Annotated in this window: 30 protein-coding genes; 7 read left to right on the top strand and 23 right to left on the bottom strand. The window is 62.0% G+C overall.

All coding sequences use genetic code 11. The features are described from left to right. Positions 1-188 precede the first annotated feature (188 nt). The 7 genes from ASN89_RS28020 to ASN89_RS05840 form a co-directional block, all read right to left on the bottom strand. On the bottom strand, positions 189-704 hold the full coding sequence (locus ASN89_RS28020) for an HAD family hydrolase (RefSeq protein ID WP_082654416.1): 516 nt from the start codon (positions 702-704) through the stop codon (positions 189-191). A gap of 77 nt (positions 705-781) precedes the next feature. Next, positions 782-1,222, bottom strand: a complete 441-nt coding sequence (locus tag ASN89_RS05865) for a hypothetical protein (protein ID WP_058048591.1) — start codon at positions 1,220-1,222, stop codon at positions 782-784. A 234-nt stretch (positions 1,223-1,456) separates the two neighbouring features. Further along, on the bottom strand, positions 1,457-1,759 hold the full coding sequence (locus tag ASN89_RS05860) for a hypothetical protein (RefSeq protein ID WP_046685237.1): 303 nt from the start codon (positions 1,757-1,759) through the stop codon (positions 1,457-1,459). Positions 1,760-1,853: 94 nt separating this feature from the next. Next, entirely contained in the window at positions 1,854-2,858 is a 1,005-nt protein-coding gene (locus ASN89_RS05855; protein WP_058048590.1) for an alpha/beta fold hydrolase, read from the bottom strand. 167 nt (positions 2,859-3,025) lie between these two features. Further along, positions 3,026-3,478, bottom strand: coding sequence for a PaaI family thioesterase (locus tag ASN89_RS05850; RefSeq protein WP_046685238.1), 453 nt, complete (start codon positions 3,476-3,478; stop codon positions 3,026-3,028). A 33-nt stretch (positions 3,479-3,511) separates the two neighbouring features. Further along, the gene (locus ASN89_RS05845) at positions 3,512-4,003 is read right to left on the bottom strand and encodes a MarR family winged helix-turn-helix transcriptional regulator (RefSeq protein WP_058048589.1); all 492 of its coding nucleotides are present in this window, start codon (positions 4,001-4,003) and stop codon (positions 3,512-3,514) included. 45 nt (positions 4,004-4,048) lie between these two features. Continuing rightward, on the bottom strand, positions 4,049-5,224 hold the full coding sequence (locus ASN89_RS05840; RefSeq protein ID WP_058048588.1) for a citrate synthase family protein: 1,176 nt from the start codon (positions 5,222-5,224) through the stop codon (positions 4,049-4,051). 91 nt (positions 5,225-5,315) lie between these two features. On the opposite strand from ASN89_RS05840, the gene ASN89_RS05835 reads away from it, so the two are divergent. Together ASN89_RS05835 and ASN89_RS05830 are read left to right on the top strand one after the other, a co-directional pair. Further along, the gene (locus tag ASN89_RS05835; protein WP_058048587.1) at positions 5,316-5,858 is read left to right on the top strand and encodes a GNAT family N-acetyltransferase; all 543 of its coding nucleotides are present in this window, start codon (positions 5,316-5,318) and stop codon (positions 5,856-5,858) included. Between the two features lie 22 nt (positions 5,859-5,880). After that, positions 5,881-6,933 (top strand): NAD(P)/FAD-dependent oxidoreductase, encoded by a 1,053-nt coding sequence (locus ASN89_RS05830; protein WP_058048586.1) that lies wholly within the window; start codon positions 5,881-5,883, stop codon positions 6,931-6,933. A 17-nt stretch (positions 6,934-6,950) separates the two neighbouring features. Here ASN89_RS05830 and ASN89_RS05825 read toward each other — a convergent pair whose 3' ends face one another. From ASN89_RS05825 to ASN89_RS05815, 3 genes are all read right to left on the bottom strand, one after another. Then, positions 6,951-7,433 (bottom strand): hypothetical protein, encoded by a 483-nt coding sequence (locus ASN89_RS05825; protein ID WP_235501883.1) that lies wholly within the window; start codon positions 7,431-7,433, stop codon positions 6,951-6,953. Next, on the bottom strand, positions 7,414-8,031 hold the full coding sequence (locus ASN89_RS05820; protein ID WP_058048585.1) for a hypothetical protein: 618 nt from the start codon (positions 8,029-8,031) through the stop codon (positions 7,414-7,416). The genes ASN89_RS05825 and ASN89_RS05820 overlap by 20 nt, the downstream gene beginning before the upstream one ends. A 198-nt stretch (positions 8,032-8,229) precedes the next feature. After that, positions 8,230-9,111 (bottom strand): LysR family transcriptional regulator, encoded by an 882-nt coding sequence (locus tag ASN89_RS05815; RefSeq protein ID WP_058048602.1) that lies wholly within the window; start codon positions 9,109-9,111, stop codon positions 8,230-8,232. 96 nt (positions 9,112-9,207) lie between these two features. On the opposite strand from ASN89_RS05815, the gene ASN89_RS05810 reads away from it, so the two are divergent. Beyond that, on the top strand, positions 9,208-9,792 hold the full coding sequence (locus ASN89_RS05810; RefSeq protein WP_058048584.1) for a GNAT family N-acetyltransferase: 585 nt from the start codon (positions 9,208-9,210) through the stop codon (positions 9,790-9,792). 127 nt (positions 9,793-9,919) lie between these two features. After that, complete coding sequence (locus ASN89_RS05805) at positions 9,920-11,404, top strand: MFS transporter (RefSeq protein WP_409929626.1); 1,485 nt, start codon at positions 9,920-9,922, stop codon at positions 11,402-11,404. A 4-nt stretch (positions 11,405-11,408) separates the two neighbouring features. On the opposite strand, the gene ASN89_RS05800 is transcribed toward ASN89_RS05805, so the two are convergent. The 4 genes from ASN89_RS05800 to ASN89_RS05785 all read right to left on the bottom strand — a co-directional run bounded on the left by ASN89_RS05800 (position 11,409) and on the right by ASN89_RS05785 (position 16,319). Next, positions 11,409-12,461: an alpha/beta fold hydrolase gene (locus tag ASN89_RS05800; RefSeq protein WP_200968982.1), complete on the bottom strand. Its 1,053-nt coding sequence runs from the start codon at positions 12,459-12,461 to the stop codon at positions 11,409-11,411. A gap of 28 nt (positions 12,462-12,489) precedes the next feature. After that, on the bottom strand, positions 12,490-13,116 hold the full coding sequence (locus ASN89_RS05795; protein WP_161911734.1) for an alpha/beta hydrolase: 627 nt from the start codon (positions 13,114-13,116) through the stop codon (positions 12,490-12,492). A gap of 1 nt (position 13,117) precedes the next feature. Then, complete coding sequence (locus tag ASN89_RS05790; RefSeq protein ID WP_058048582.1) at positions 13,118-13,930, bottom strand: alpha/beta fold hydrolase; 813 nt, start codon at positions 13,928-13,930, stop codon at positions 13,118-13,120. Between the two features lie 85 nt (positions 13,931-14,015). Beyond that, positions 14,016-16,319: a heavy metal translocating P-type ATPase gene (locus ASN89_RS05785; protein WP_058048581.1), complete on the bottom strand. Its 2,304-nt coding sequence runs from the start codon at positions 16,317-16,319 to the stop codon at positions 14,016-14,018. A gap of 98 nt (positions 16,320-16,417) precedes the next feature. Between ASN89_RS05785 and cadR the strand changes: the two genes are divergently transcribed. After that, positions 16,418-16,849 carry a Cd(II)/Pb(II)-responsive transcriptional regulator gene (gene cadR / locus ASN89_RS05780; RefSeq protein WP_034748257.1) on the top strand — a complete coding sequence of 144 codons (432 nt, stop codon included), beginning with the start codon at positions 16,418-16,420 and terminating at the stop codon, positions 16,847-16,849. 11 nt (positions 16,850-16,860) lie between these two features. Continuing rightward, complete coding sequence (locus ASN89_RS05775) at positions 16,861-17,961, top strand: hypothetical protein (protein WP_058048580.1); 1,101 nt, start codon at positions 16,861-16,863, stop codon at positions 17,959-17,961. Here the strand turns inward: ASN89_RS05775 and ASN89_RS05770 are convergent. From ASN89_RS05770 to ASN89_RS05740, 7 genes are all read right to left on the bottom strand, one after another. Then, the gene (locus tag ASN89_RS05770) at positions 17,955-19,508 is read right to left on the bottom strand and encodes a methyl-accepting chemotaxis protein (RefSeq protein ID WP_235432977.1); all 1,554 of its coding nucleotides are present in this window, start codon (positions 19,506-19,508) and stop codon (positions 17,955-17,957) included. The two genes, ASN89_RS05775 and ASN89_RS05770, sit on opposite strands and share 7 nt — an antisense overlap. A gap of 84 nt (positions 19,509-19,592) precedes the next feature. Further along, positions 19,593-20,060 carry a cache domain-containing protein gene (locus ASN89_RS05765; RefSeq protein WP_082654412.1) on the bottom strand — a complete coding sequence of 156 codons (468 nt, stop codon included), beginning with the start codon at positions 20,058-20,060 and terminating at the stop codon, positions 19,593-19,595. Between the two features lie 238 nt (positions 20,061-20,298). Next, positions 20,299-20,736 (bottom strand): hypothetical protein, encoded by a 438-nt coding sequence (locus ASN89_RS05760; protein WP_058048579.1) that lies wholly within the window; start codon positions 20,734-20,736, stop codon positions 20,299-20,301. Positions 20,737-20,749: 13 nt separating this feature from the next. Continuing rightward, a complete protein-coding gene (locus ASN89_RS05755; protein ID WP_046685248.1) occupies positions 20,750-21,136 on the bottom strand; it encodes a hypothetical protein in 387 nt (128 codons plus the stop codon). Positions 21,137-21,247: 111 nt separating this feature from the next. Beyond that, positions 21,248-21,799, bottom strand: a complete 552-nt coding sequence (locus ASN89_RS05750) for a DUF4142 domain-containing protein (RefSeq protein ID WP_058048578.1) — start codon at positions 21,797-21,799, stop codon at positions 21,248-21,250. A gap of 100 nt (positions 21,800-21,899) precedes the next feature. Next, positions 21,900-22,553 (bottom strand): SMI1/KNR4 family protein, encoded by a 654-nt coding sequence (locus ASN89_RS05745; RefSeq protein ID WP_058048577.1) that lies wholly within the window; start codon positions 22,551-22,553, stop codon positions 21,900-21,902. After that, a complete protein-coding gene (locus ASN89_RS05740) occupies positions 22,550-22,957 on the bottom strand; it encodes a MerR family transcriptional regulator (RefSeq protein ID WP_058048576.1) in 408 nt (135 codons plus the stop codon). The genes ASN89_RS05745 and ASN89_RS05740 overlap by 4 nt, the downstream gene beginning before the upstream one ends. 70 nt (positions 22,958-23,027) lie before the next feature. Between ASN89_RS05740 and ASN89_RS05735 the strand changes: the two genes are divergently transcribed. Continuing rightward, positions 23,028-23,822 (top strand): SDR family NAD(P)-dependent oxidoreductase, encoded by a 795-nt coding sequence (locus tag ASN89_RS05735; protein WP_058048575.1) that lies wholly within the window; start codon positions 23,028-23,030, stop codon positions 23,820-23,822. Between the two features lie 3 nt (positions 23,823-23,825). Here ASN89_RS05735 and ASN89_RS05730 read toward each other — a convergent pair whose 3' ends face one another. Together ASN89_RS05730 and ASN89_RS05725 are read right to left on the bottom strand one after the other, a co-directional pair. Continuing rightward, positions 23,826-25,112, bottom strand: a complete 1,287-nt coding sequence (locus tag ASN89_RS05730; protein ID WP_058048574.1) for an NRAMP family divalent metal transporter — start codon at positions 25,110-25,112, stop codon at positions 23,826-23,828. A gap of 64 nt (positions 25,113-25,176) precedes the next feature. Beyond that, positions 25,177-26,073, bottom strand: coding sequence for a LysR family transcriptional regulator (locus ASN89_RS05725; protein ID WP_058048573.1), 897 nt, complete (start codon positions 26,071-26,073; stop codon positions 25,177-25,179).

Raw genomic sequence — 26,073 nt, 5'->3', positions numbered from 1 at the left:
GTGGACCTTCAACAGGAATTGATGAAGTTCCGCTCGTCGCTCATGACGGATGCGCAGTCGCAAAATCGGTGTAGCCACCGAAGGGTTTGTTAAATGCCGCATCCTAACTGTTGATGAGAAGAGAGATCAGTCTAATGCTCATGCTATTGATTTGTGCATCTGCTTTCACCCCATTGCAGGCATTCGCTTCAGGCCGTCGTTGACTGCATTTCCGCCATCGCCTTAACCCGTTCGATAACGTGAAGAAGTTCCGTATCAAACGGATCACCTGTGAACTCAGATAGGCAAAGATCCCGCGTGGGTTGCCGCTGGAGCTTTTCGCGGCTGTCATCGATCATGATAATCTCGTCTACTGCATACCCCTGCTTCAACGCCTTGCGCAGATCTTTTATGTACACATAACCGTTACTTTTCGGATCAACTTTCTGAACGCACTTTGATACCGCCCAAGAAAATGCAACGGGATAGGAAGTTCCAAACAGCTCTGCGGTGACTAATTCGACATAGCGTTCGCTCGATGAAGACCAGACTCCGATATCGAAGTGCGACGCACAGAACCTGATCAGTTCAGATGCAAACGGTCGTACGTAGACAAAATATGGACCAGTGCGAAAGGAGTGGGCACAAGGTAATGCAACCTTAGTCGCATGTACCAAGGTTTCATCTAAGTCGAATACAATCAGTCGGACCCGCGCCATGTTCATGCCTTTCGTTGCCCGCTTTTGGCCGGAGGCTGCCTAAAAAGCATCACCTAAGCATAGCGGAAGAGTAGCGTCTCACTTTACAAGCGCTCGTCGTTAGTATCATGGATCGACGTACTCGGAAGCAGAAGCCTTGCCTCCCTCATTGGCGCACCAAACCGTAACACGGCGCCTGACGTTGACAGCACCACAACCCAGCCGCCCTTGATTGTTATTTGATCAAATGGATTGGATTGATCCGAAACAAACGTCCAAACAGGTTCATGATTTTGCAGCGATTCCAAAACGACTACGCCGATTGAGCCGTGTTCCATAGCCTCTCCGCATTTAACTATGTACTGTCCACCATACAGCTCTTCTTGCGCCAGAATCGCGACATTGAGCCAACCGCCAAGCTCCTGTTTTTCATGTACTCTGGCCATCCAGGTTTCTTGCACTTCGTAGATGTCACCGTTGCTGCACATGAGGCCATTGTAGCTTCGCACCTCCTGGTTCCTCCACTTTATTGCCATCACTGTCATTGATTCCATATTTAGGAACGGGCGACTGCACGCCCTGAATTAAACAACATCTACTCTATCGAACGGCTGCTCTTGCAGTAGTTAGCCTCGCTGAAAGTAGCCCAGGAAAATTCGACGCAAAATCGACTTGAGTTCAGAATCGTTGAAGACGATTGTGTTCTTGCCCGTAAAGGCAGGCAAGAAGCAGCGCATGCCTTTCAACGTCCGCTCCTGGCCGGCAGCAGGCGGTGTAGGTCAGGCTTCCAGAGGCTTGCCGTCGATGAGTACGCGAAATCGCTCACCTGAAAACCCTGCCCGGTGGCTACCGTAAATGGCCTTTCCGATAGACTCATACCATTTGGAATCGGTGGCCTCGACAGAAACGGTCATATCCGAATTTTCGGCGCCGATTTTCTCAAGAGCTTCCGCGACCTCACTTGTTGAGCGTAGTTTGACACCATTCAAGTCTACGCCGTCATTGTCGGAAATTCTCAATACAACTAGATTTTCCAAATCGATGCTCCAAAAATAAAAGTGGTGATGCTTCAGTTCTTGCATTGGCGAATGGCGGCAGATGGCCGGTTACCGTCGTTGCCAAGTTCCGTACCAAAGGAGGCATTCCGCGTTCAGGAAAAAGTGATGTCCGCGTGAGTTACTTGATCTGCGCAAGCACATCCAATACAGCCTGCACCACCGCATCGGGCTGGTCAGCCTGGATCACGTGCGAGGCGCCCGGGATGACCCGCTGCTTGCCCCTGGAAGACAGCGAGGCAATCTCCCGATGTATCTGTTCGTTTTCAATCTCGGTGGCTTTATTCATGGGGCTTTGCGGCTGGTCCGGTACCGCATACGGACTCACGCCACGCGTGAGCACCAGCAGCGGAAGGTCGCCGAACGGCTTGCGCAGGGCACGCAGCTGGTCGTCGCTCGTATCGATGGCGTTGTATTCGTCGACGCGCGCGCGCCAGTAGGAGGGTTTCTTCGTGATCGTTTGGACCGCTTTTCCCAGCACCGGCCCATAGAATGCAATCGTATCGCCGACACAATTATTCAGCGCTTCGCTACCTGGCTTGAACCCTTTTTTAGCTGCGGCCAAGCAATACGCGTCCTGCTGCTTCACCATGGCGTAGACCTGCTTGATCTTGCCAGCGGTTACCTTGTCCAATCTTGCCGTTTCGTTTTCTGTCTGCGGCTCCACCAGAACCAGACCTTTGATTTGGTCGGGATAACGGTAGGCATACACCTGCGCGTTGGCACCGCCAAGCGAATTTCCAACCAGCAGATACGGCGGCTTGATCCCGGCGGCAGCCAACGCCCCATGCAAATCCTCGACGGCGTTTGCGGAAGTGTTCGGGCGCGGCGCCGGGTCGCTGAAACCGAGTCCGGCGCGGTCGTACACGCAGGCGCGAGTATGCTTGGCGACTTCCGGCTGAACTTTGTACCATGACCAGCCGCCATCACCGGATGGGGCGTCGAACACGACGGTAGTGGCTCCCTCACCGCTGCAGTACAGGTGCAGTTTGCGACCGCCGAGGTCGACGCGCAGTTGCGGTTTGGCGAATGCCGCATCGGTCGAGGATGTTGCTTCGGCGTGGCCAGACAGCGGAATGCTCATTGCCAGCATGAGTGAAATGTTGCCAATCCAGATCTTGTGCATCGTCATCCTTGGAGTTAAGGCCGCAGTGACATCGATTCACTGCCGAGTTTTATAGCCGCGCGAATGGCCGATATCGGATAGCCAGAATAGCGCAGTGTATGGTGCTGTTGCTCCTTTGGCAAGCAAGACGGGCTGGCCGTCCGCTTCCGCACTGCTGCCGGGCCGTATCATGCGGCGGCTTGCTCCCGGGGACGGATGATCATGCAGGTGGCCGTCGCGTGGGCGTAGACTTTACCTGCCTCGTCGCGGATCGTGCCTTCGGAAATGACCAGGTTGCGTCCCGCGTTGATGACTTTGCCTTCCGCGTAGACCGTCACGTTGAAGGGCAGGGGACGGCACATCTTGATGTTCAGGTCCGTCGTGCCGTAACTTTCGCCGGCCGGCAGGACCGTGTGCGTGGCGCAACCCGTGACCGTGTCGAGCACGGTGGCGGCGAAACCGCCGTGCACGCCGCCCATGGGATTGGTGTGCGTTTCATTTGCCGTCGCCGTGAAGATGACACGGCCATGCTCCACCGTGTGCGCGTCCATGGGCATGGTCTTGGAAATGCCGGGCCGGGGAAACAGGCCTTGCGCGAAAGCCTGCATCAGTTGCAAGCCGGTCATGTCTTTCGGGTGCATGGGTAACTCCTGTGGTGGTGATGTGGGGATGGGTCAGACGTCCTGCGCAAAACGCAGGCGCGAGGCATGCAGCAGGAAGCGGGCGACGACGGCCAGTTCCTCCTCGCTGAAGCCTTGCTTCAGTTGTTGATTCAAACTGTCGAGCAGGGGCAGGGCAGCGGCCAGCACCTCGCCGCCCTTGGGCGACATGTGCAGGGTGCCGGCGCGCGCGTCCAACGCCGACTGGCCGCGCACGATCAGGCCGTTTTCTTCCATGCGCGCGACCAAGCCCGTGACGGCCGAGTTCTTCAGTTGCAGCGCCCGCCCCAAGTCCTTGAGCTGGCAGCCTTCCTCGCCCTTCAGGGCAAACAGGGCGACCACTTGCGTGCCGGAAAATCCCAGTTCGCTGGTGAAGACGGCGTCTGCCGAACGAAACAGATTCTGCCGCGCCAGGTTGAGCAGATTGAACAGGCGCGGCGAACGCTCGCCCAGCGGGCAGGCTGCGGCATCGGGGACGTCTGAAGCAGGAGAGGTATTGGTACGCATGCGAAGTATACTACTACGTATGCGTAATAAATCAAGCGTCGATTTCTAATCGCTCTGGTGGCGTCCGATATAGCGTGCGCGTGGACGGATCAGCGCCGCGCTGGCGGCTTGCTCGTTGGCATGCGCGATCCATCCGGCCGAACGGGCCAGCGCAAACACGCTCAATGCTGCGCCCGCGGGCCAGCCGAACGCCTGTTCCATGGCGGCCAGCGCCAGATCCGCATTCGGACGCGCACCGAGCAGTTCGCCCGCCGTGGCGCAGACGGACAGGATGGTGGCCACTTGCGGATGCGCGTGCGACAACGCTGCCAAACGGTCCAGCAGATAAGCGGCGCGTGGGTCGCCTCGCGGATACAGCGGGTGGCCAAAGCCGGCGAATTCCGGCGCGATGGTCTTGTAAAAAGCGCCGATGGCGTCCCTGGCGTCCGGCGCGGCCAGCGCCTGCGTCAACATACGCCGGGCCGCTGCGCTGCCGCCGCCGTGTCTGTCGCCGGACAAGGCAGCCAACCCTGCCCCCAGCGCGGCTGGCAGGCTGGCGCCCGTCGAGGCGACGCAGCGCACGGCAAAGGTCGACGCATTCAATTCATGGTCGGCCAGCAGCACGAGGGCCGCGCGCAGCAATTGCGTTTGTTCTGCGTCGGCTTGCCATGCCTGGGCCATCTGCCGGTGCAGCGGCAAGGCGGACGGGGCCGTCTGGAGCAGGGCGGCGGCCAACAATCGCATCAAGGCGGGGCCGGACTGCAGCATGTCAGCAGGCGCAGGCAGGGACGACAGCATGGCCATGGCCAGCATGGCGCGCGCCAGCGGCGGCGTATCTGGCACGCTGGCCAATCCCTGTGGCAGGGCAGGAGCATCTTGCTGGAAATAGTCGCCCGTGCAGTCGTCCCACAGCAGGCCGGCGGCCGTCTCCAGCGTCGCGGACTCGGCCAGCGCCGTCGCATCGTGTCCCCGGTACAGCAGCCGGCCATCGAGAATGTGGGAAATCTGCGTCTCGAGCACGGGCAAGCCCCAGTGCATGGCGGCCACGGCCGTCTGGCCGCCCCGCTTGGCGTCATTCTTGCGCGCCGCCAGGCGCAGCACGTCTTCCTGCGGATAGCGCTTGCTGCGCGAATCGCCATTGCTGACGGACGCCAGCAAACCCCGGCTCACGTAGGAATACAGGGTGGGCAGGCTGACGCCCAAGAGGCGCGCCGCGTCGAGGGCGGATAAGTCGTTTTTCATGGCGGCGATTGTATCTGTATATTGATTCGCAGAATCAAGATTGACGGGCCGGGCAGCGCGTCACTAGACTCATGCCTTTCCTGGAGTTTCCATGAGTACACACATCATTCGCACCCTGCGCTCCGACGACGCCGCGCCCTTGCTGGCCTTCGAACACGCCAACCGGGCCTGGTTCGAGCGCCATATCGACCGGCGCCCGGACGATTTTTACAGCGCTGACGGCATCCAGGCGCACGTCGCGCAATTCCTGGACGAGCACGCACAGGGCCGCATGCACCCCTGCGTCATCGTCGACGAACACGGACAATTGATCGGCCGCGCCAATCTCAAGGACATTGACCGGCAGCAAGGCGTGGCCGAAGTCGGTTACCGCATCGGAGAACAACAAGCGGGCAAGGGCCTGGCCACGGCCGCGCTGCGCTACTTGATCACTCTGGCGCAAGAGGAATGGCGGCTGCAACACCTGTGCGCCTACGCTATCGACGGCAATGCGGCCTCCATTCGCGTACTGGAACGCTGCGGTTTCGTGCAGGGTACGGCCGTGCCCGATATTGCCATCGTGGAAGGGAGCGTTGTCGATGGCCATGCCTATGCGCTGGATTTGCGGGCGGCTGGGGTAGACTCTGCCCTGTGATAAATAAACAAAGTTGGCAGATATGAATCATGGAAGACCCCAGCACATTATCGTCATCGGCGCCGGCATCGTCGGGGCGTCGCTCGCGTACCACCTGGCCAGCAAGGGTACAAAAGTCACCGTGGTCGAGGCGGGCGGCATCGCTTCCGGCGTGACGGGTACGTCGTTTGCGTGGATTAACACGTCCTGCGCCGGGCCAGACCCCATTGCGGCCCTGCACGGTGGCGCCATCGCGGCCTGGCGCCAACTGGAAACGCAGGTGCCTGGATTGAAAGTGCGCTGGCATGGTGCCTTGTCATACGGCACGCAGGATGGGCGGGTGTCGCCCGAATCCATATTGCTGGACCGCTCGCGCATCGTCCAGCTTGAACCGCACCTGCGGCAGCCGCCGGAACAGGCCATCCACGAGCCGGAGCAGGGCGCCCTCAACGCCGTTGCCGCCACACGCGCCATGCTGGCAGCGGCCAGGGCGCTGGGCGCGACCATCCGCACGCACACGCCTGTGCTGGGCTTTGTGGTCCAGGATGCGCGGGTGACTGGCGTGGAAACGGCCGCTGGCCTCATCGAAGCGGACGTGGTCGTGCTGGCGGCAGGCACGGGAACTGCTACGCTGGCGCAGATGCTGGGCGCCAGCCTGCCCATCGACGCCTCGCCCGCCATTTTCATGCGCTACCAGGCGCCGCCCGGCTTGGTGCGCGGCATTATTTCCAGCCATGCAATGGAGGTGCGGCAAGACGAAGATGGCACCATGCTGGCGGCGGAAGACTATGTGGACGAGGCGCCGGAAAACCAGCCCGCCGCCATGGCGCTGCGCACGGCCAGCGCGATCCGCGATGAACTGAAAGGAGCTGAGTCCATCGCGCCAGAATTCGCCCGCGTCGGCCTGCGCCCCATGCCCTTTGACGGCGTGCCCATCGTCGGCTATTTGCCGCAGGTGGGCGGCGTGTACGTGTGCGCCATGCATCCTGGCGTGGTGCTGGCCGCCATCGTGGGTCAGCTTGCCAGCGAGGAAATCGTCACTGGCAAGCCCGCGTCAGCCCTGGAGGCTTGCCGGCCCGCACGCTTTCTGGCGTGATTGCGCCGCGCTGATTCCTACGGCACGGGCACGACAAATACGGGCAGGACGAACGGCACTTGCTCCTGCTCATCGCCGTCCTCCGACGGGGCCTGCATATAATGTTCGTTGCGCCAGTCCACGTTCACCACGCGATCGGCGATCAGCGCCAGATCCTGCGTTTCGTGCAACTCGCAGCGAAACGGCAGCCGCCCATGCGAGCGCGACACCAGGCTGAAGCGCAACTGCCGGCATTGCGCATCGTGCCAGCAATAGAACAGCATGTCCTCGCCTTTGACTGCGCTGCGGCGCGCCGCGATCACCTCACCAATGAACTCAACGATATCGGCCGCATGGATCTGCGGCGTTTCCTCGTCCGTGGGCGAAAAGCTCCACATATTGTTTATCGCTTCGTGATTGATATCGTCGGGATCAATGAGCACTTCATCATTTTGCGCCATTTCCAGCCATGCATTGACTGTTTTGCATTTCATCATTGCATTATGCATCCCATGTTTCAAAAGCCGTCCATACCGACCTCCATGCGCCATGCGGAAGTTTGGCCTGCATGGAAAGTGACAGTGCGCCTACACCCAAACAATCACCCGGTTGCCATTGTGCATTTTCCAAACTAAGCGCCCGTGCTCTTCCCACGTCGACATTTTTCATTTCAGTTGTGTCATAGCCGATTTCCAGTACTGGATGGAGCACTTTTCCATTGGCTGTCAAATATAAAGTACTAACATGAACCTTGGGTTTGTCAAAACGTTCGTAGAGCCTTGTTGCAGCGGATTTGAAACCCTGGCCAATGGCGATGCTGACGGTCGTTGGGCCATTGCAGCCCAGAAGCGAGGCAAGCGCCCAATAGTCATGATCAGCAGTGACAAGTCTGGTTAAACAGCGCTCTATCCATGCCGATTCATCAGCTCTGAATTCTTTCCAGTAAGGAGAAAACGAATTTTGCAGGTAGCCAACTTCGTGCATCGCCCCAACCAGGTTAATCTGCTTGTCCACGCAGCCTATATCTTGTAATAAATGGGCTGCGGCTGCGGCGACCGCATACTCGCCTTTGGCCATGGCTTTATCTTCGAGTTTTTTCAGTTTGGCGTTAATACTCATTATTTTCCTGGTATGGACGATGTCGCGCCTGTTTTGTCATTTCATGCGGCTGTTTTCATTAATTCAAGTTCAATCCATTCTGGATTGTGCCATACCTCGGCCTTTAACTCCGGCTCCTTGTCGTACCGGATCAGCTATCAGGGGCTGGCTTCTATTGAGCATTAAAACCCCAAGCATTTTTACATTGACTGTATACATTTACCCCCGCGGCCCATCCGCCAGCAACTCCGCCAACCTGATCGTCAGCCACAGACTCGTCTCGCTGAGTTTCTTGCCATGAATCGACAGCCGCCGCACCGGCAGCCGTGACAAGGCCAGCGCAGGGCAGGGCACTTCCTGCAGATACCCTTTGTAGTTGTCGTAATTTGCGATGTTCAGGGGCAGAATCGCCCAGCCCAATTCATCCGCAACCATTTCCGCAATACTGTAAAAACTGTCGGAAAACCAGACGGCGGGGCTGAACGCGTGTTCGCGGTTGAGCTCGGAATCCATGATCAGCTGGCGGTAGCGGGTCAGCTCGTTGCGGCTCACTTCCTGGCCATGCGCCATGGAGTGGCCTTTTGCCACGAACACGCCTTGGGCCACGCTGCCGATGTGCTGCTGTTCCAGCACGGGAGAAATCGGGCCGCGGTCGAAGTGGAAGGCCACGTCGGCTTGCTGCTGTTCCACGTATTGCGCCACTTCCGACGCTGTGGCGTTGAGCATCACCAGTTCCAGCGCCGGGTAGCGCGCCGCCAGTTCCTTGACCAGGGTGCCGATGGCCAGATAGGGCAGGGCTTCGTCCAGCGCCAGGGTCAGCCGGGCTTCGGGCGCCTCGCTCAGCAACTGGGCGCGCAGCTGCAATCGCTCGGCCTGTCGCAGCAGTTCGCACGCTTCCAGGTGCATCACCTTGCCCGCTTCCGTCAGCACGGCGCTGCGGCGCGAGCGGTCAAACAGTTCCACGCCAAATTCCGCTTCCAGCAGCCCGATCGAGGTGCTGACCACCGATTGGGCGCGGCCCAGCCGGCGCGCCGCGCCCGAGAAAGAACCGGCCGCGACGGCCGCTTCAAAGTAGCGCATTTGTTCCAAAGTCCATTGCATGGCATCCACCTATCTGTTTTACAGATGGATTTTAACTTGAATGCCATTCAGGGGCGACATAAAATGCATTTCATTGTCAATAATACGAGATCCGCCATGAAAAACGCTCAAGCCAATTCACCCGCCATCAGCTTCAGCTGGTGCCACGACGCCACCGCCGAAGATACGCTCTGCAAGCTCTACCTCGACAACGTCAGCGCCGACTATATCTCCCATTCGGAGCTGCAGGGCGAACGCGCCGATGCGCCCGGCAACTGGCGCGCGGACTTGCCTGAGGTCATACGCGGCGAAATCCGCGCCGCCCTGTCGCATGACTGGGCGCATGGCGATTCGACCCTGCTGGCTGTCGCCACGTCGGGCGACGCCATCGTCGGCATGGCCTTGGTCTCCATCGACACGCGCCAGCGCGCCTCGAAATCGTTCGCCGCGCTCGATGACCTGGTATTGCTGCCCTCCGTGCGCGGCAGCGGCATCGGCAGCCAGCTGGTGGAGTGGGTGGCAAGCGAGCTGCACAGCCACGGCATCGCCCGGCTGTTCCTCGAATGCGGCGCGCACAACCTGACGGCGCAAAAATTCTTCCAGGGCCGCGGCTTCAAGCAAGTGTCCGTCGTCATGCTGCGCGAACTCGACGTACCGGCAGTAACGGCTGCTGTGGATGACAAGGATGGCGACCGTGGCTGACGCCCGCCGCCCCCGACAAGCCCAGGCCCGTGGCAGCCTGGAACGTGAATATTTGCGCAGTACCCGCTTTATCCATACCGATAGTTGTTAAAAGTTACATAAAATCCATGAGTTGTTTATGCATCCAATGAAAAAATGGCTGACGCTGGCCATCGTCTCCAGCGCCTTGTTCCTCATCGTGGTCGACATGACCGTGCTCTACACCGCCTTGCCCGCGCTGACGCGCGACTTGCAGGCCACTTCCTCGCAAAAACTGTGGATCATCAACGTGTACGCGCTGGTCGTCTCCGGTCTGCTGCCCGGCCTCGGCACCCTCGGTGACCGTTTGAGCCACAAACCCGTTTTCCTTGCCGGCCTGGCCGTATTTGGCATCGCCTCGCTGTGCGCCGCGTTTTCGCCCGCAGCCGAATGGCTGATCTTTGCCCGCGTGCTGCTGGCCATCGGCGCCGCCTTGATGATGCCGGCCACCTTATCCATCATCCGCCTGACCTTTACGGATAACCGCGAGCGCTCGTTCGCCATCGGCGTGTGGGCGGCGATCGCCTCCGGTGGTGCCGCGTTTGGCCCCGTGCTCGGCGGTTTCCTGATGGAACACTACTGGTGGGGTTCCGTCTTCCTGATCAACGTGCCCATCGTGCTGCTGACCCTGGTGCTTGCCGCCGTCGTCCTGCCGAAACGGGCCGGTAACCGCGACAAGCCGTGGGACCTGGCCGGTTCCTTGCAAATCATGATGGGTCTGCTCGGTGGCGTGTATGCGATCAAGGAACTGGGCAAGTCGCAGCCGTCGTATGCGCTGGCTGCCGCCTCGTTCGCCGTGGGCGCCTTCTTCATGCTGAAATTCGTGCGCCGCCAGAAGCGGCAAGCCAAGCCGCTGATCGACTTCGCCCTGTTCCGCGAACTGCCGTTTTCCAGCGCCGTGGCCGCCGCCATGGTGGCGTCCGCCGCCCTGATCGGCATGGAACTGGCGCTGAGCCAGCACATGCAGCTGGTGCGTGAATTATCTCCGCTCGAAGCGGGTCTGCTGTTGTTGCCGCTGCCGCTGGCGTCCGTGTTTGCGGGGCCGCTGACGGGTTTCATGCTGCCGCGCGCCGACAAGGCCAAGGTGTTGTGGGGTTCGCTGCTGCTGTCCGGTATCGGCATGGCATCGTATCTGGTGCTGCATGACGCCGCCGTCTCGGCGCAAGTGGCCAGCCTGGTGATTCTGGGCCTGGGCCTGGGCGCCGTCATGACGGCCGCGTCCAGCGCCGTGATGCTGAACGTGGCGCCGCAGCAAGCCGGCATGGCCGCCTCGATCGAGGAAGTGTCGTACGAACTGGGCGCCGTGATCGGCGTGACGGTGCTGGGCACCATCCTGTCGGCCGTCTACAGCGCCACCCTGGTGATTCCGGAAAGCGCGGGCCTGTTGCCGAATGCCCATGACACCCTCGATGCGGCGCTGCTGGCTGCCGAGCAATTGCCAGCCGAACTGGGCCTGCAAGTGTCGGAACTGGCCCGCTCGGCTTTCGACAAGGCATTTATTGTCGTGCTGGCCACGGCTTCCGCCATCCTGATGGCGGCCGCGGCCACCATCCGACATCTGCATCTGCGGGCGCGCCGGGCGATCTCGGTCTGATGGATCAGCGCTTGAGCAACGGCGCCACCTTGTCGCGCAAGACCGCCCACTGGGCGTCGAGCACGACCTGGTTGGGGTCGTGCCCTGCGCGTTTCACCACAGTAAAATCCTTGGCCGGCGCCGTGATGAGGTCAAAATATGTGCGCGCGATGGCCGGCGAGGTCAGCAAGTCCGCTTCGCCCATGATGAAAAACACGGGCAAGTCAAAGCGTGTGCCCAGTGCGGGCAGGTCGACCTTGGCGAACATGCCATCGCCGCGCAGGCCGATGAACTGGATGTATGAATAGTCATCGGCCGCCTCGGCATCGGCCAGCGCTTGCGGCGTGGCGTAGAACGGCGCCGGCTGCCACCAGTGTTTCGGCGGCGCATCCGTTGCCATTCCCTCATATTTGCGGTCGAAGCGGCGCAAGATGCCGAAGTTGCGCGGGTCCGTCCATGGCGGCGCACCGAGCGCCGTCAGCTTGTCCACCGTGGCCGTATCGCCGGCCGCCTGCGCCAGCGCCATCACTTCCCGGTACATGCCCGTTTCATTGTCCCGCGCATTGACTACCTGCGCCGTGCCGATATACGCGTGGAACAGGTCGGGGCGCGCCTTGGCCATGTGCACGCCCAGTATCGATCCCCAGGAACTGCCCATCAAAATGACTTTCCGCTGGCCCAGATGCCGTTCGATATAGCGGGCCACGGCGACGCCGTCGTCGCGCATCTGTTCCACGGTCAAGGTCACGTCTTCCGTCGGCCGCTGTTTCGCATACGTCATGCCGGCGCCGCGCTGGTCCCACTGCACCAGGGTGTAGTGGCGTTCCCAGCCGGCGTAGATGGCATCCGCGTACGGACTGAGCGCATTGCCGGGGCCGCCATGAATGAACAGGATCACGGGATTGCCGCAGGCGGCGCCCGTGATGGTGATCCACTGCTCGATGCCATTGATGGGCACATAGCCCTGTTCGCGGATGGCTTGTGCGGGCGAGGCGCAGATGGACGGGAAGGCGGGCGGCGCCGCTTGCGCCATGCCGTAACAAGATAACAGCAGCAATGCCAGGCCTGTGATGCGCATTTCGTCCTCTTCTCAGTAGTTGGTGGAACTACAGCGTGCAATCCTGCGCCGGCTTGCCGGCAATAAAGCGGGTGCTGGCCTGTTCAAAGCAGGCGGGCGCCGTCCATAAAATGAAATGCGGGGCGTTCTGCACGCTGGACAGGGCCACCTTGCCGGCCTTGCTTTGCGTCAGAGCCCGCACTTGCGCCTGCGCGCCCGCGTATGGCGTCTTCGGGTCCAGCGTTCCCTGCAGTACCAAAGTTGGCGGCATTTTCTCCGGCAAGACGCCGAAATAAGTGTCGCGCGGGTAGGTGGGCAAGCCGCCGCCCAGCAGGATGCGGGGCAGGGGACTGGTAAACAGCAAATCCGCCTCGTCGCGGGCGATGTCGGCAACCGTCCAGCCGGGGCGCAACGACGGCTGCAGATTGTTTTCCGAATTGCTGATGATGCTGACCAGCGGAATCGACAGCGGCGACTGGGGATAGCTGCCCAGGCTGGCCGCCGCGTCCGCCAACGTGGCGCGCACGGACACCAGCTCCGTCTCGCCGCCCCGGTCCAGGTCTTGCAGCAGATACGGGATGCGGGCGCGGGCGGCTGGCACGTCAAGCATGCCTCCAAGGAAGTTTTTCAGGTTCTTGCCGGGAATTTGCGCCAGCAGGGCGGGATCGGCTTGCATTTTATCCAGCATGCTGGCGGTACAGGGTTGCGGCCGGCTCGCCTAGTGCAGAGTGGCAAGCCGCATCCGCATCGCAGCGGGCCAGTACCTGCATGCCGACCGTGTTGACCACGTGCGAACGCTGGCTCAAGTCCCAGCGGGCATCCGTTTGCGGCGGCACCAAGGAGTCGAAGATGACGCCCTGGACGGGTAGCGGCCCCAGCTGCAAGGCGCGCAAGACCAGCTGCGTGCCATACGACACACTGTATACATACACAGGCGGCTTCTTCTTGCCCTGTTCGCCTTCGATCAGGGCTTTCAAGTCGCGCGCGGCCATGGTGATGGAAAACTGGCCCGCGTATTCCGGCACCAGGTTGATGCCGGCAAAGCAGCTGCCCCATTCGGCCCCGGCCAGGGCGCGGCCGCCGGGACTTTGTTCCGACTCTTCCACCTTGCACAGGCGCGAAGAATGGCCCGTGCCGCGGTGGTCGGGAATCAGGAATTCAAAGCCGGGAAAGCTGCGGCGCAAGGTAGGCAGCAGGCTGTAGAACGCGGCGCCCGATTCGCCGGGACCGCCCGCCACCAGCCACAGAGTGCCTTTGGCCGGCTTGCCGGCAGGCACATCGGCGGCAAATTTACGCACGAAGACGTGCATGGCATCCGCGTCGCCGATGGCGCGGCCTTGCTCGTCATAACTTCCAGGCATGGTCAAGCCCGAGCACAGGCTGCCGGGGGCGGCCGTATCGGAACAGGGGGTGAAGTACATCGGTTCGGCATGCAGGGAGGAGCCAGCCAGCAGAGTGACCAGCAGGGTCAGGCGGGGAAGAAAGGTCATCGGCTACTTTGGCGGCGGTAGGGAACAGCCGCCAAAGTAGCTTTTTTTACAGCAATTGTCCAGATGGAAATATCTTTGCGTGGGGCTATGCTTGCTTGGTCTTGCGCAGCAAACGCAAGCCGTTCGCCACCACCAGCAGGCTGGCGCCCACGTCGGCGAACACGGCCATCCACAAGGTTGCCATGCTGGCCAGGGCCAGGCCGAAGAAGACGGCCTTGATGCCGATGGCAAAACTGATGTTTTGCACGAGGATGCTGCGCGTGCGCTGGCTCAGGCTGATGAATTCAGGCAATTTGCCCAGTTCATCATCCATCAGGGCCACGTCCGCCGTTTCGATGGCCGTGTCGCTGCCGGCCGCGCCCATGGCAAAGCCGATGTCGGCCTGCGCCAGGGCAGGGGCGTCGTTGACGCCGTCACCGAGCATGGCCACCACGCCGAACTGCTGCTGCAAGGCCTTGATTTCATCGAGTTTGTTTTCCGGCAGCAACTCTGCCTTGACCAGGCTGACACCCACTTCGGCGCCGATGCGCTGCGCCGTCAGCGCATTGTCTCCCGTCAGCATCACGGTGGTGACACCCAGCGCATTCAATCTGGCGATGGCGGACGCCGCCGTCGGGCGCAGTACGTCGGCCACGGCGATCACGCCCAGCGCGCCGGCGGAGGTGGCCAGCACCATGGCCGTGTACGCCTGCTGTTCCAGGCCCACCAGGATGGCTTGCAGTGCCGGCGTCAATACCTTCAATTCCGTCATCAGGCGCGCATTGCCCAGGTAATACGTTTGGCCATTGATAGTGCCTTGCACGCCACGCCCATGCAGGGCGGCAAACTGGGTCACGGGCAAGTGGCTGCCGACCGGCGGACCGGCCTTGACGATGGCGGCGGCCAATGGGTGGGCCGAATTGGCGTCCAGGCTGGCGGCCAGCAGCAGGATAGCATCGCGGCTGTTGCCTTCCATGGCCACCACGTCCGTCACGGCCGGTTTGCCCATGGTCAAGGTGCCCGTCTTGTCGACGGCGATGGCCTTGATGCGATAACCCGTTTCCAGGAATTGCCCGCCTTTGACCAGAATGCCGCGCCGCGCGGCCGCCGTCAGGCCGCTGACGACGGTGACCGGCGTGGAAATGACGAGCGCACAAGGGCAGGCGATCACCAGCATCACCAGCGCTTTATACACCCAGGCCATGAACGGCTGGCCCAGCAGCAACGGCGGCAGCACGGCCACTAAAATGGCGAAGACGACGACGGCCGGCGTGTAGTAGCGGGCGAAATTGTCGACAAAGCGCTGCGTTGGCGCCTGTTTTCCTTGCGTTTCCTCGATCACCTTGACGATCTTCGCCAGGGTGCTGTTGCCGCTGTTGGCCGTGACGGTGACGTCGAGCAAGCCCCGTTCATTGATGGTGCCCGCATACACGACGTCGCCCACGGACTTGTCCACCGGCATGCTTTCGCCCGTGATCGGCGCCTGGTTGACGGACGATTCGCCGCTTTGCACGATGCCATCGAGCGCGATGCGCTCGCCCGGCTTGACGCGCATCAAGGCGCCGATCGCCACCGTGGCGACGCTCACCTGGTTCCAGGCGCCGCTCGCGTCGGCAACAGTCGCCGTGTCGGGCGCCAGCTGCATCAGGCTGTGCACGGCATTGCGTGCGCGGTTCAGCGACAAACCTTCGATCAGTTCGGCAATGGCAAACAGGAAGATGACCATGGCCGCTTCCGGCCACTGGCCGATGGCGACGGCGCCGAAAACTGCCAGGCTCATCAGGAAATTGATGTTCAGGGTGAACGTTTTCAGGGCAATCCAGCCCTTTTTCAGGGTCGGCCAGCCCCCCGTGGCGATCGACAGCAGGGCCAGCGCGATGACGAGGGGCGAACTGTCTTCATGCGTGGTCCAGGCCAGCGCTTCGGCGGCTGCGGCAGCGAGGCCGGAGACGAGCAGCAAGCCTTTTTGCAGGCCGCTCAGCTTGCCCTCGTCCGGATCGCGCGCAACTGGCGCGTCCGCCTCCATGGGAATGGCCTGCATGCCGATGCCGTGCAGGGCCGCTTCCACCGTGGCCAGCGATGCCAGGGTGTGGTGCACGTCCAGCACGCGGTTCATCAGGTTGAAATCGAGGCCCACGACGCCTGCCATATTGCTCAGCTTGTTGCGGATCAGCCGCTCTTCCGTGGGGCAATCCATGTTGGCGATGCGGTATTTGGCCGTGCTGGCGCCGGCGATGGCCGTACTGGGCAGGGCTGGGCCAGACGGGGCGGCAGGCGTGGACGAGCACGCATGCTGGCTGGCACAGCAACTGGCCGCCTTGGGCGCATGGTCATGCTTGTGGTCATGGTCATGGTCGTGCGCATGGTCATGCTTGTGTTCGTGGGTGTGGTCGTGGCTATCGTGCGGCATCGCATTCGTCCTTCCGGTTTCGTGTATGCTTCCATTAGAAACCCTGTAGCCGCTACAGGGTCAAGCGCAATTTGCATAAAGAATGAAAAGGGGATGCCATGCGTATCGGAGAACTGGCCAAACGGACAGATTGTGACGTGGAAACCGTGCGTTACTATGAAAAGGCGGGCTTGCTGCAGGAACCTGGCCGCAACAGCGCCGGCTACCGCGAGTACCGGGAAGAACACCAGGAACGGTTGCAATTCATCCGCCATTGCCGCTCCCTGCAGATCGGCTTGACGGATATCCGCGCCTTGCTGGAATTTAAGAACAACCCGGCCGAAGGCTGCCAGAGCGTCAATGAATTGCTCGACCACCATATCTTGCGCATTGCCGAGCAAATGGCGAATTTGCAAATATTGCAGCAGCAATTGGTGACCTTGCGCCACCAGTGCGACCAGCCGCAGCCGTCGCAAGACTGCGCGATCCTGCAAAACCTGTCCGAGGCGGCCAGCGGCCACGACTGTGCCTGCCATACGGAACTGCATTGAACGATTGCTGCATGCTGAAACTGAAACTAAAGCTGATACCGAGACCTGGAAGAACTTTACTGGCCATATCCCTGCTGTCGCCGCTGAGCCATGCGGCCGATGTGCCTGCCGCAGCCGGCCACTACCTGACCCTGTACGCCGCGCCCGGCGTGCCGCAGGACGATGACCCGTATACGTGGAGCACGGCTGGCGGCAAGCAGCTGACCAAAGGCGTGACGAAGGCCGACGGCCGCGCCTATGTCAAAGGGGAGGAGGGCGAAGACACGTATATGCTGAAAACCGTCAGCATGCGCTGGCAGTTGAAGGTCCCCGCCGCATGCTGGCAGGGCGCGCCGGACGCCTTCCAGCAATGCATGCAACTGACCAGGACCACGAGCCGCCATGACGAGGAGCAGGATGCGCGCAAGCTGGCGGAGCAGCAGAAAGAAGTCAAGATGCAGGCCAGGATCGCCGCCTACGCGGTGGCGGCCCGCGCCAACGACGATGCGCTGGCCTGGCTGGGCCGGCTGCCCCCGAGCTGGACGATAGAAAGTTATGGCACGCGCCTGCTGCGCAGCGGCGACAAGATTACCGCGCAGATTGGCAACGCGCTCAAGGATGGCGGGCCAGATGCGCGCCAGTTCGTCTGCCGCGCACCCGCTGACTACGGCCCCGTGCCGGACCAGGGCGCAGTCGAGGCGTGGATGGTATTGCCGGGCGACCTGCGCAAGATACGCTCAGGTTCCGCCTGGGATGCGCTGGTGGCGGCCGGCGAAAAGGGCAACTGGATGGCCCGATTGGAACTGTATTACGCCTTGTCCAGCGTCAATGTCAGTGAATTGAGCCTGCTGGAACAGTACCGCATCGTGCAATTGATGGAATGGCTGCACAAGAAACAGGTCGGCGGGCTATATGGCTACTTCAGCGCCGGCATGCCTGTCACTCCCGGCAATTTGTCCAGCGCCACCTGGCGCAAGCAGGACCAGGCCTCGCTGTATGCGGCCATGCTGGGCAGTTTCGAGGATCAGAACAGTCGGGGCAGCGTCTTGCTGACGGACCCGGACCCCGCGCTGGCAGATGCCGGCAGGAAAATGCTGGCCTGCGCCAAGGCTGCGATGCCGGACCGTTACTGACGCGGCAGCAACGGCGGGCCGCCATCGCCCAGGCGGAAGGCGTCGACCACGCGCAATAAATCATGCGCCTGGTCCTGCATGCTTTGCGCGGCGGCGGCCGATTGTTCGACGAGGGCGGCATTACGCTGGGTCAATTCATCCATTTCCGTGATGGCATTGTTGACCTCTTCGATGCCCTTGCTCTGACGCTGGCTGGCCGCCGTGATGTCGTTCATGATTTCCGTCACCTGCTGGACGGAGGCGACAATATCGCCCATGGTGCGCCCGGCGCTGTCGGCCAGCTCGCTGCCCGTTTCTATCCTGGCCACGGAATCCTCGATCAGCTGCTTGATTTCGCGGGCCGCCGTGGCCGAACGCTGCGCCAGGCCACGCACCTCGGTGGCGACGACGGCAAAGCCGCGCCCCTGTTCGCCCGCGCGCGCCGCTTCCACGGCCGCGTTCAAGGCGAGGATATTCGTCTGGAATGCGATGCCGTCGATGACGGCGATGATATCGACGATGCGCCCGGAACTGGCCTTGATCGAGCCCATCGTCTCGACCACCTGGCCCACGACGCGGCCGCCCTCGAGCGCCACGTTCGACGTCGACAGCACCATCTGGTTGGCCTGGTGCGCATGGCTGGCGTTTTCGCGCACGGTATCGGTCAAGGCATGCATGGATGACGCCGTTTCTTGCAAGGAATGGGCTTGCGACTCGGTGCGGGCCGACAAGTCCGCATTGCCCAGCGCAATTTCACTCGCTTCCACCGTGATGGTGGAGCCCGCCTGGCGTATGTCGCCCAATAACGTGTTCCAGTTTTTCAGCACGGTGGCCAAGGCCCGGGTCAGCTTGCCCACCTCGTCGTCGCCCTGGGCTTCGATATGCGTGGTCAGGTCGCCGGCGGCCAGGCTTTCAGCGGCGCGGCAGGCGTCGTCGATGGGCCCCACCACGGAACGCGCCACCCACGTGGCGATCAGGGCCAGCAAGGCAAAGCCGATGGCCATGGTGCCCAGCGACAACCAGCCGGCGCGCTGGCCCGCATTTTTTGTCTCCTGCAAGGCCTCGACCGTGTGGTGGTCGAGGTTGAGGAGCACCTGGCGCAGCTGCCCGCGTACTTGCTGGTAGTGTCCGGCGGCATTTTGCATCGCCGCCACGCCCGTATTCGGGTCCATGGACGCCAGGTCCAGCGCCTGCGCCACGCTGGCACGGTAGCGCTCGACACCGGGCAGCGCCTGGCCCGCTTCCGTGGCGGCGCCCGAGAATTTCTGCAGTTCCTTCAAGCCTTGCGCGATGGCGTTCAGCTGGCCATCCGTTTGCGCGCCGAACTGCTTGAACTGCTCGTCCGACAGGCTGGCCGCGATGGCGATCTTCGCGTACACGTCGGCGTGCACCTGGCCCAGGGCAATGGCTTGCTGGTTGGCCAGCCGCTCGGCCGTCAGGGTGACGTCTTTCAATTCGTGCATGCGCTGCTCGTTTTGCTGCATGGCGAAATAGGACAAGGCGCCCATGGCCAGCAGGCAGGCCAGCGCGACCACCGGGACGATCAACATCTTCTGTGCGATTTTCATTGCGGCCCATCTCGTTGAAAAATTCGTTGAGAAATTCGTTGACAGATCGGTGTGCCATCCCGGCGCTGGCGGCGCAGCGGCTGGCTACAGGTAGATGCCGCCGCAGACGACGGAATCAGCCAGCTTTTCGCAGTACATCACTTTCGGTTCAATTTTCTTGGTTTCCGGATTCGTGAATTTGTATTCCTGCCAGAACGTGCCCTTGCTCTTGGCCAAGTCGACCCGTTCCTTGACGAAGGCCTTGCCGTCGATATCCTTCAGCTCGATCAAGTTCTTGCCGACCATTTTCGGGTTGGCGCCATGCGCGGCAACCGTGCCGTCAAGTTTGTAGACGACAAGGTACAGGTCGTGCAGGATGAATTGCGGCGACTTGGCCGTGATCTCGCCATACGCCTTGGCGTCGCCGGCGCTCTTGATATAGGCCACGCCTTTCTTGACCATGGCTTCCGCGTCGGCGCGCGTGGCGCCGCCTTCGGCAGCGCTGGCGATACCGGGCAGCGTCGCGGCGGCAAGCATGACCGACAGGCAGATGGCAGGGGCGAACTTGGGCATGAGAATCTCCTTCACATTGCGGCAGGGGAAACCGGCGGGGAACCGGTGCGGTGAGGCGGCGCCTATCGAAGTGCCGACGGTTCATGGTAGCGCGATGCCAGCAGACATGCGCTGGTGCAACAGTATTTTTTTGAGTGGGGCGTTTTTGCAACGCTGTGTGCAAGCGGCCGCAATCGCGTTTACAGAGGGAAAGAGATCCTGCAAGCTATCGTGTCGATAGTGTGGCGTTGGCGCCGCGCTACCAGCTGGCCGGATCTTCCGCCGCCGCGCGCGCCAGGTCGTCGCGCCAGTCCTGCTGCGCCAGCCGGTAAATGTCCGCGAAAAAGGCGCGCGGGTCGTCCATCTCGTCCCAGCGGGCGGGCAGGGCGTAGGTGCTCTCGGGGTCATGCTCGAGGATGGCCTGGAAATCGTAGGCGGGGTCTTGCAGCGCCTGCGCCAGCACGGCCACCAGCGCATGGCGGTGGCGGTAGCTCAGCTCCTTGTACTGCGATGTGATGTGGCGCCGTATCAGCGCCGCGCGCTGGACGGGGTCGTTCATGTCCCAGGTGTCCAGCTCCAAGCCCAGAATGTGTTCGCGGTCGTACACGTCGAAGGGACCGAGGAAATGGTAGAGCGTAGGTTCATACGGCACGTCGACCCAGGGTCCGCGCAGCCCCTTTTGTTTTAGTTCTTGCATGGTCGCTCTCCGCTCACGCGCATACAGGCAGGGTCCAGCCTTCATCACCGAGGTCCGTCGGGTAGATGGCGCGGGTCTGGTTATCGCCCCAGCGCGCATGGTCGAGAATGCCGTCTTCGTGCATGTCCAGCACCCATTCCGTGCTTTCCAGTAAGGTGCCATCTTTGTGGTAGACGCGGAAGAAAGTGGACGTGCTCAGTGCGCGCACGATGTTCTGCGGCACGCCGTTGCCGTAGTGCGGCACATAGGTCTTGATCACGCACGTGCCCCGGTCGTTCCACTGCTGTGCATATACGGTGGCATTGCGCGCCGCGCTGACCTTGATGAAGAGCCAGCCTGCCAGCAGGAGGATGAGCAGGAAGGCGGCGGCGATCAGGCCGGTTTTCTTGAGTAGCTGCATGAGGTCATGGCATGGCCAAAAACGAAGTTGCCGCATTGTATGTCAAGAGCAGATATGCTTGCCGTACGGCACGTACAGCAAGCATATCCCCGCTAATTGCCGTCAACTTGGCTATTTCCCCACCGCCGAGTGCAGGGTATTGGCCATTTCCAGGTGATGTTGCAACGCTGGCAAGGTCTTCGCGGCAAAGGCCTTGATCTCGGGGTCGCTGGCCTTTTGGCTGGCGTCCGTAAACAGCTTCACGGCATCCTTGTGCGCCGCCACGCCGATGGTGGCCGCATATTCCTTGTCGAACTGCGGGCCTTCCAGGCGGCTCAGCTTGTCGATCTGCGCCTTGTGCTTGGCGCCAGGCTGGTCGCTGACCTCGATCTGCTTGCTGCTGGCCAGCTGTTTCAGTTCGTCAGCCACTTTCGTATGGTCCGTGACCATGGCATCGGCGAATGTCTTCACTTGCGCATTGGTGCTCTTGCTTTGCGCCACTTTACTAGCGGCAATTTCCGTGCTGCCCGCATCGGCGGCCTTGCTGAGGAATTGCTTGTCGTACGCGCCCGGCGCGGCAGCGGCGATGCTGTTGATGGCGATGCCGCTCAATAAGGCCACGGCGGCACCGATGGCCACGCTTTTCAGGGAGGGCGTGCGGGAACTGGTGGTAGGGATAGGCATGACAAGTCCTTTCATGTGTGGTTTTTTCTGCAAACTGATGACAATGTTAAGCCCGCAGCCTGCGCACACCCATAGGACAGTCGCGATTCTGCCCGTAGGACTAGTCCTGTTCGTTAGCGCACAATTCGACTTGTTTAAGGGCATACAAAGCGGCGATGCCGGCATCGCGGCGCCAGGCTGGCATGCCGATATCGAGCCACTGCGCCATCGCGTCCAGGTGCGATGGTTCCGAGACGCTGTGTTCGAGTTCATCGAGCACCGTGTCGCGGTCGATGTACAGGCTGTCCAGCCAGGCGTCGAACGAGGGCGCCAGCTCCATCAGGCCGTGGGCGCGCTTGCCCGTCCAGTCCGGCAACTCCTGCACATAGGCCAGCACCCGGCCGCCGCCTTCTTCCGTCATATCCAGGTAGAGCATGGAATTGCCGCCATCGCGGGCGAACGGCAGGATGCGCACGGGCATGTCCGTATGCTTGCGCGCGGCGCGGATTTCGCCGACCAGTGTCTCATCGCAGAAATCGCCTTCATCCGCGCTGAAGAAGGTATTGAAGCCCATTTTTTCCACGCCGCCATTGCCGTCTGGCACATCAGTGGTGTAGTCAAAATAGGCGCCGTTGGCCACTTGCAAGAACGCCAGGAAGGCGCGCGGCAGGGACGCTTCGAGCAAGGTTTCGATGGCGGCGATCTGCCGCGGCGTGGGGGCGGGCTTGGCGCCCTCGATCGCCAGGTGGCGGTAGCGCGTGTAATAGTTGCTCATTGATTATCCTGGTATTTATCCTTGTATATATGCACTGGCGCCACATCGTCGCAGCCCGTCTCCACCTTGGCCAGTGCATCGACGAGGCCGGCGCGCAGCACGGCCATCGAGCGGGCCTTGTCGTCGATCTGGGCAATTTTCGTTTCCAGCATAGCTCGTTTGGTCTGCGCGTCGAGCGCGTTTTCCTGCCACACGGCAATCACGTCGGCGATTTCCTTCAAGGTAAAACCCAGCGCCTTGGCGTGGCCGATCAGCTCGATGCGCCGCAAGGCTTGCGCCGAATATTCCTTGTAGTTATTCGTCAGGCCCGGCTGCGGGGCTTCGTCCAGCAGCCCTTGGCGCTCGTAAAAGCGCACCGTGTCCTTGCTGACGCCCGTCAGGCGGGTGATTTCTCCGATGCGCATCGATTCCCCTTGACCGTGGACTAAAGTCTACAGTTTACATTAAACGCTCCATTTACTCCACAACAATGCCATGACCGCTTTCAACTACACCAACCAGACCGTGCTTATCACGGGCGCCTCGTCCGGCATCGGCCGCGTCTTTGCGGAAACCCTGGCCGCGCGCGGCGCCCATTTGCTGCTGCTGGCCCGTTCCGGCGCCGTGCTCGACAGCCTTGCCAAGGAACTTTCGCAGCGCCACGGCATCCGCGCACATGCGCTGGTGGCCGACCTGAGCCTGCCCGGCGCCGCTGCGCAAGCCCATGCGCAAGCTTGCGCGCTGGGCATGCCGCCCGACGTACTGATCAATAACGCGGGTTTCGCCACGCATGGCCGCTTCGAAAGCATCGACCTGGCGCGCCAGGCGGCCGAAGTGACCGTCAATTGCACGGCGCTCATGGAAATGACGCACTGCGTCTTGCCGCACATGCTGGCAAAAGGACGGGGCGCCATCATTAACGTGGCCTCCACGGCGGCACTGCAACCTGATCCCTACATGGCCGTGTATGGCGCCAGCAAGGCTTTCGTGCTGTCGTTCTCGGAAGCGCTGTGGGCGGAAAACCGCAGCCGCGGCGTGCGCGTGCTGGGCCTGTGCCCTGGCGCTACCGAGACGGCCTTCTTCGACGTGGTGGCCGCGCCGGAAGCGGCCGTGGGCAAGCGCATGGATCCGCAAGCCGTCGTCGATGAAGCGCTGCGCGCGCTGGACCAGGGCCGCAGCAGCCACGTGGCAGGCCGGCCGAACCGGCTGCTGGCCTGGCTGCCGCGCTTGCTGCCCCGTCAAACTGTGCTGGGCATCGTGGAAGGCATGCTCAAGCCGAAGACGGCCTAGGCATCAGAAGGCCATGGTAGCGAACATGGCCAGCACGGCCGTGGCCATGACGATGGTCGACAGCCAGCCCAGCGCCCGCAGGCGGCGCGAAATGGTAAGCGTTCCCATGATGGTGGTGCGCGACGCCATCACCATCATCAGGGCCATGATGGGCACGGAAATCACGCCATTGACGACGGCGCTCCAGTACAGGGCCTTGATGGGATCGAGCGGCGTGAAGCACAGGGCCGCGCCGATCACGGTGGCCGTGACGATGATGCCGTAGAACTTCTTGGCGGCCCGGGGCGCCAGTTCCAGGCTGTTTTTCCAGTGAAAGGCGCCCGCCATGGCATAGGCGGCCGAGCCGGCCAGCACGGGAATGGCCAGCAAGCCCGTGCCGATGATGCCCAGGCTGAACAGGGCAAAAGCGAACTCGCCGGCGATGGGGCGCAGGGCGGATGCGGCCTGGGCGGACGTATCGATATGCGTGATGCCTTGCGCGCCCAGGGTCACGGCCGTAGTCAGCATGATGAAAAACGCCACCAGATTGGAAAAGCCCATGCCGATGGCCGTGTCCATCTTGATGCGCTGGAATTGCCGTGGCGCCTGTTCCGGCGCGCGGCGCAAGGCTCGTGCGCCAGCATCCGCCTGCAAGTCTTCCACTTCCTGCGATGCCTGCCAGAAAAACAAGTAGGGGCTGATCGTCGTGCCGAACACGGCCACGATCATGGTGACCGAGGCGGCCGACCAGGTGAAATGGGGCCAGACGGTGCGCAGCGCCACTTCGCGCCACGGAATGTGGATCGTCAGCACTGTGGCCACATAGGCCAGCAAGCCCAGGGTCAGCCATTTCAGGATGCGCACATATTGTTGATAGGGAATGAATACTTGCAGCAGCAAGGACAGCAGACCGAAACCGACGGCGTACAGGTGCGTGGGACCGCCGATGATCAGGGTGAGGGCATCGCCCATGGCGGCCACGTCGGCCGCGATATTGATGACATTGGCCAGCAGCAGCAAGCCGACGATGGCGTACAGCAGGGAACGGGGATAGTGGCGGCGGATATTCGTCGCCAGCCCGTGGCCGCTGACCCTGCCAATCTTGGCGCTGATGACCTGGATGCCTAGCATCAGGGGGAACGTCAGGCACACGGTCCACAACATGCCGAAGCCGAACTGGGCGCCCGCCTGCGAATACGTGGCGATGCCGCTGGGGTCGTCATCGGCCGCACCCGTGATCAGGCCGGGGCCCAGCTTGCCCAGCCAGGTGTCGGATGGGGCTGCCTGCTGGCGGACGGCGTCGGTGCGCATGCGTGGCTCCTGTGTCGTGAAGCGAGCAGCGTATCACAGGCGGGTGGGGTCTTTTACAGATAACTCACAGGGCCGCCATGATGCGCTCGCGCAGCCAGCGGTGCGCCGGGTCCAGGTGCATGCGCTCGTGCCAGACCATGGCCATCTCGTAGTCGGGCAGGCTGACGGGCGGCTCCCACGTGCGCAAGCCGCCCAGCGCGTTTTTCAGCAGGTGCGATGGCAGCAGGGCCACCATGTCGGAGGCGGCCAGCAAGGGCGGGACGATGAGGAAATGCGGCACGGACAGCACCACCTTGCGCGTTCGGCCCAGCAATTCCAGCGCCGTATCGACGTTGCTGCGGAAACCGCCGCCGTTGGGCGAGACGACGATGAATTCCAGCGCGCAAAATTGATCGAGGTCGGGCGGCGCTTGCAGCTGCGGGTGGTCGCGGTGCCCCGCCAGCACGTAGTGCTCGGTAAACAGGGTGCGGTGGCGCAAGCCGGGCGGCGCTTCTTCCTGCGCCAAAAAGCCCAGGTCGACCTGGCCGCTTTCCAGGTCTTGCGCCATGCGCGCCGGCACGGCCTCGAACACGGCCATGCGCGACAACGGCGCCTGCGCGCGCAGGGCGGGCAGCATGGGCAGCAGGATCGCATATTCGGTGGCGTCGGCCGCCGTCAGGTTCCAGCGTACCTCGGCCGTGGCCGGATCGAAGGCCTGTTCCGGCTGCAAGACTTGCTCCAGCTGGGCCAGCACGGCTTGCAAGGGCGCGAACAGGGCCAGCGCGCGGGCCGTGGGCAGCATGCCGCGTGGGCCGGGCAGCAGCAGCGGATCGTCGAAGGCGGCGCGTAGCTTGCCCAGCTGCACGCTGACGGAAGGCTGGCTCAGGTGCAGCCGCGCGGCCGCCCGCGTCACGTTGCGCTCGATCAACAGGGCATTCAGGGTCAGCAGCAGGTTCAGATCCAGCTTGCGCAAATTGTTCAT

The sequence above is a fragment of the Janthinobacterium sp. Ant5-2-1 genome, assembly GCF_001445815.1.
GTDB classification, from domain to species: Bacteria; Pseudomonadota; Gammaproteobacteria; order Burkholderiales; family Burkholderiaceae_D; genus Janthinobacterium; species Janthinobacterium lividum_E.
The sequence above is the reverse complement of the archived record's forward strand: the minus strand, read 5'-3'. Positions and strand labels throughout refer to the sequence as shown.

What these genes read in the sequence shown, in the direction of transcription:
- ASN89_RS05795 (WP_161911734.1), bottom strand. Translation starts at nt 13,116, where the DNA reads ATGCAAGCCGATCCCGCCCTGCTGGCGCAAATTCCCGGCAAGAACCTG.
- ASN89_RS05805 (WP_409929626.1), top strand. Translation starts at nt 9,920, where the DNA reads ATGAAAAAATGGCTGACGCTGGCCATCGTCTCCAGCGCCTTGTTCCTC.
- ASN89_RS05760 (WP_058048579.1), bottom strand. Translation starts at nt 20,736, where the DNA reads ATGCAAGAACTAAAACAAAAGGGGCTGCGCGGACCCTGGGTCGACGTG.
- cadR (WP_034748257.1), top strand. Translation starts at nt 16,418, where the DNA reads ATGCGTATCGGAGAACTGGCCAAACGGACAGATTGTGACGTGGAAACC.
- ASN89_RS05775 (WP_058048580.1), top strand. Translation starts at nt 16,861, where the DNA reads ATGCTGAAACTGAAACTAAAGCTGATACCGAGACCTGGAAGAACTTTA.
- ASN89_RS05815 (WP_058048602.1), bottom strand. Translation starts at nt 9,111, where the DNA reads ATGCAATGGACTTTGGAACAAATGCGCTACTTTGAAGCGGCCGTCGCG.
- ASN89_RS05730 (WP_058048574.1), bottom strand. Translation starts at nt 25,112, where the DNA reads ATGCGCACCGACGCCGTCCGCCAGCAGGCAGCCCCATCCGACACCTGG.
- ASN89_RS05855 (WP_058048590.1), bottom strand. Translation starts at nt 2,858, where the DNA reads ATGCACAAGATCTGGATTGGCAACATTTCACTCATGCTGGCAATGAGC.
- ASN89_RS05830 (WP_058048586.1), top strand. Translation starts at nt 5,881, where the DNA reads ATGAATCATGGAAGACCCCAGCACATTATCGTCATCGGCGCCGGCATC.
- ASN89_RS05850 (WP_046685238.1), bottom strand. Translation starts at nt 3,478, where the DNA reads ATGCACCCGAAAGACATGACCGGCTTGCAACTGATGCAGGCTTTCGCG.
- ASN89_RS05865 (WP_058048591.1), bottom strand. Translation starts at nt 1,222, where the DNA reads ATGACAGTGATGGCAATAAAGTGGAGGAACCAGGAGGTGCGAAGCTAC.
- ASN89_RS28020 (WP_082654416.1), bottom strand. Translation starts at nt 704, where the DNA reads ATGAACATGGCGCGGGTCCGACTGATTGTATTCGACTTAGATGAAACC.
- ASN89_RS05820 (WP_058048585.1), bottom strand. Translation starts at nt 8,031, where the DNA reads ATGAGTATTAACGCCAAACTGAAAAAACTCGAAGATAAAGCCATGGCC.
- ASN89_RS05845 (WP_058048589.1), bottom strand. Translation starts at nt 4,003, where the DNA reads ATGCGTACCAATACCTCTCCTGCTTCAGACGTCCCCGATGCCGCAGCC.
- ASN89_RS05740 (WP_058048576.1), bottom strand. Translation starts at nt 22,957, where the DNA reads ATGCGCATCGGAGAAATCACCCGCCTGACGGGCGTCAGCAAGGACACG.
- ASN89_RS05800 (WP_200968982.1), bottom strand. Translation starts at nt 12,461, where the DNA reads ATGCGCATCACAGGCCTGGCATTGCTGCTGTTATCTTGTTACGGCATG.
- ASN89_RS05755 (WP_046685248.1), bottom strand. Translation starts at nt 21,136, where the DNA reads ATGCAGCTACTCAAGAAAACCGGCCTGATCGCCGCCGCCTTCCTGCTC.
- ASN89_RS05835 (WP_058048587.1), top strand. Translation starts at nt 5,316, where the DNA reads ATGAGTACACACATCATTCGCACCCTGCGCTCCGACGACGCCGCGCCC.
- ASN89_RS05735 (WP_058048575.1), top strand. Translation starts at nt 23,028, where the DNA reads ATGACCGCTTTCAACTACACCAACCAGACCGTGCTTATCACGGGCGCC.
- ASN89_RS05765 (WP_082654412.1), bottom strand. Translation starts at nt 20,060, where the DNA reads ATGCCCAAGTTCGCCCCTGCCATCTGCCTGTCGGTCATGCTTGCCGCC.
- ASN89_RS05750 (WP_058048578.1), bottom strand. Translation starts at nt 21,799, where the DNA reads ATGCCTATCCCTACCACCAGTTCCCGCACGCCCTCCCTGAAAAGCGTG.
- ASN89_RS05725 (WP_058048573.1), bottom strand. Translation starts at nt 26,073, where the DNA reads ATGAACAATTTGCGCAAGCTGGATCTGAACCTGCTGCTGACCCTGAAT.
- ASN89_RS05745 (WP_058048577.1), bottom strand. Translation starts at nt 22,553, where the DNA reads ATGAGCAACTATTACACGCGCTACCGCCACCTGGCGATCGAGGGCGCC.
- ASN89_RS05860 (WP_046685237.1), bottom strand. Translation starts at nt 1,759, where the DNA reads ATGCAAGAACTGAAGCATCACCACTTTTATTTTTGGAGCATCGATTTG.
- ASN89_RS05810 (WP_058048584.1), top strand. Translation starts at nt 9,208, where the DNA reads ATGAAAAACGCTCAAGCCAATTCACCCGCCATCAGCTTCAGCTGGTGC.
- ASN89_RS05790 (WP_058048582.1), bottom strand. Translation starts at nt 13,930, where the DNA reads ATGACCTTTCTTCCCCGCCTGACCCTGCTGGTCACTCTGCTGGCTGGC.
- ASN89_RS05840 (WP_058048588.1), bottom strand. Translation starts at nt 5,224, where the DNA reads ATGAAAAACGACTTATCCGCCCTCGACGCGGCGCGCCTCTTGGGCGTC.
- ASN89_RS05770 (WP_235432977.1), bottom strand. Translation starts at nt 19,508, where the DNA reads ATGAAAATCGCACAGAAGATGTTGATCGTCCCGGTGGTCGCGCTGGCC.
- ASN89_RS05785 (WP_058048581.1), bottom strand. Translation starts at nt 16,319, where the DNA reads ATGCCGCACGATAGCCACGACCACACCCACGAACACAAGCATGACCAT.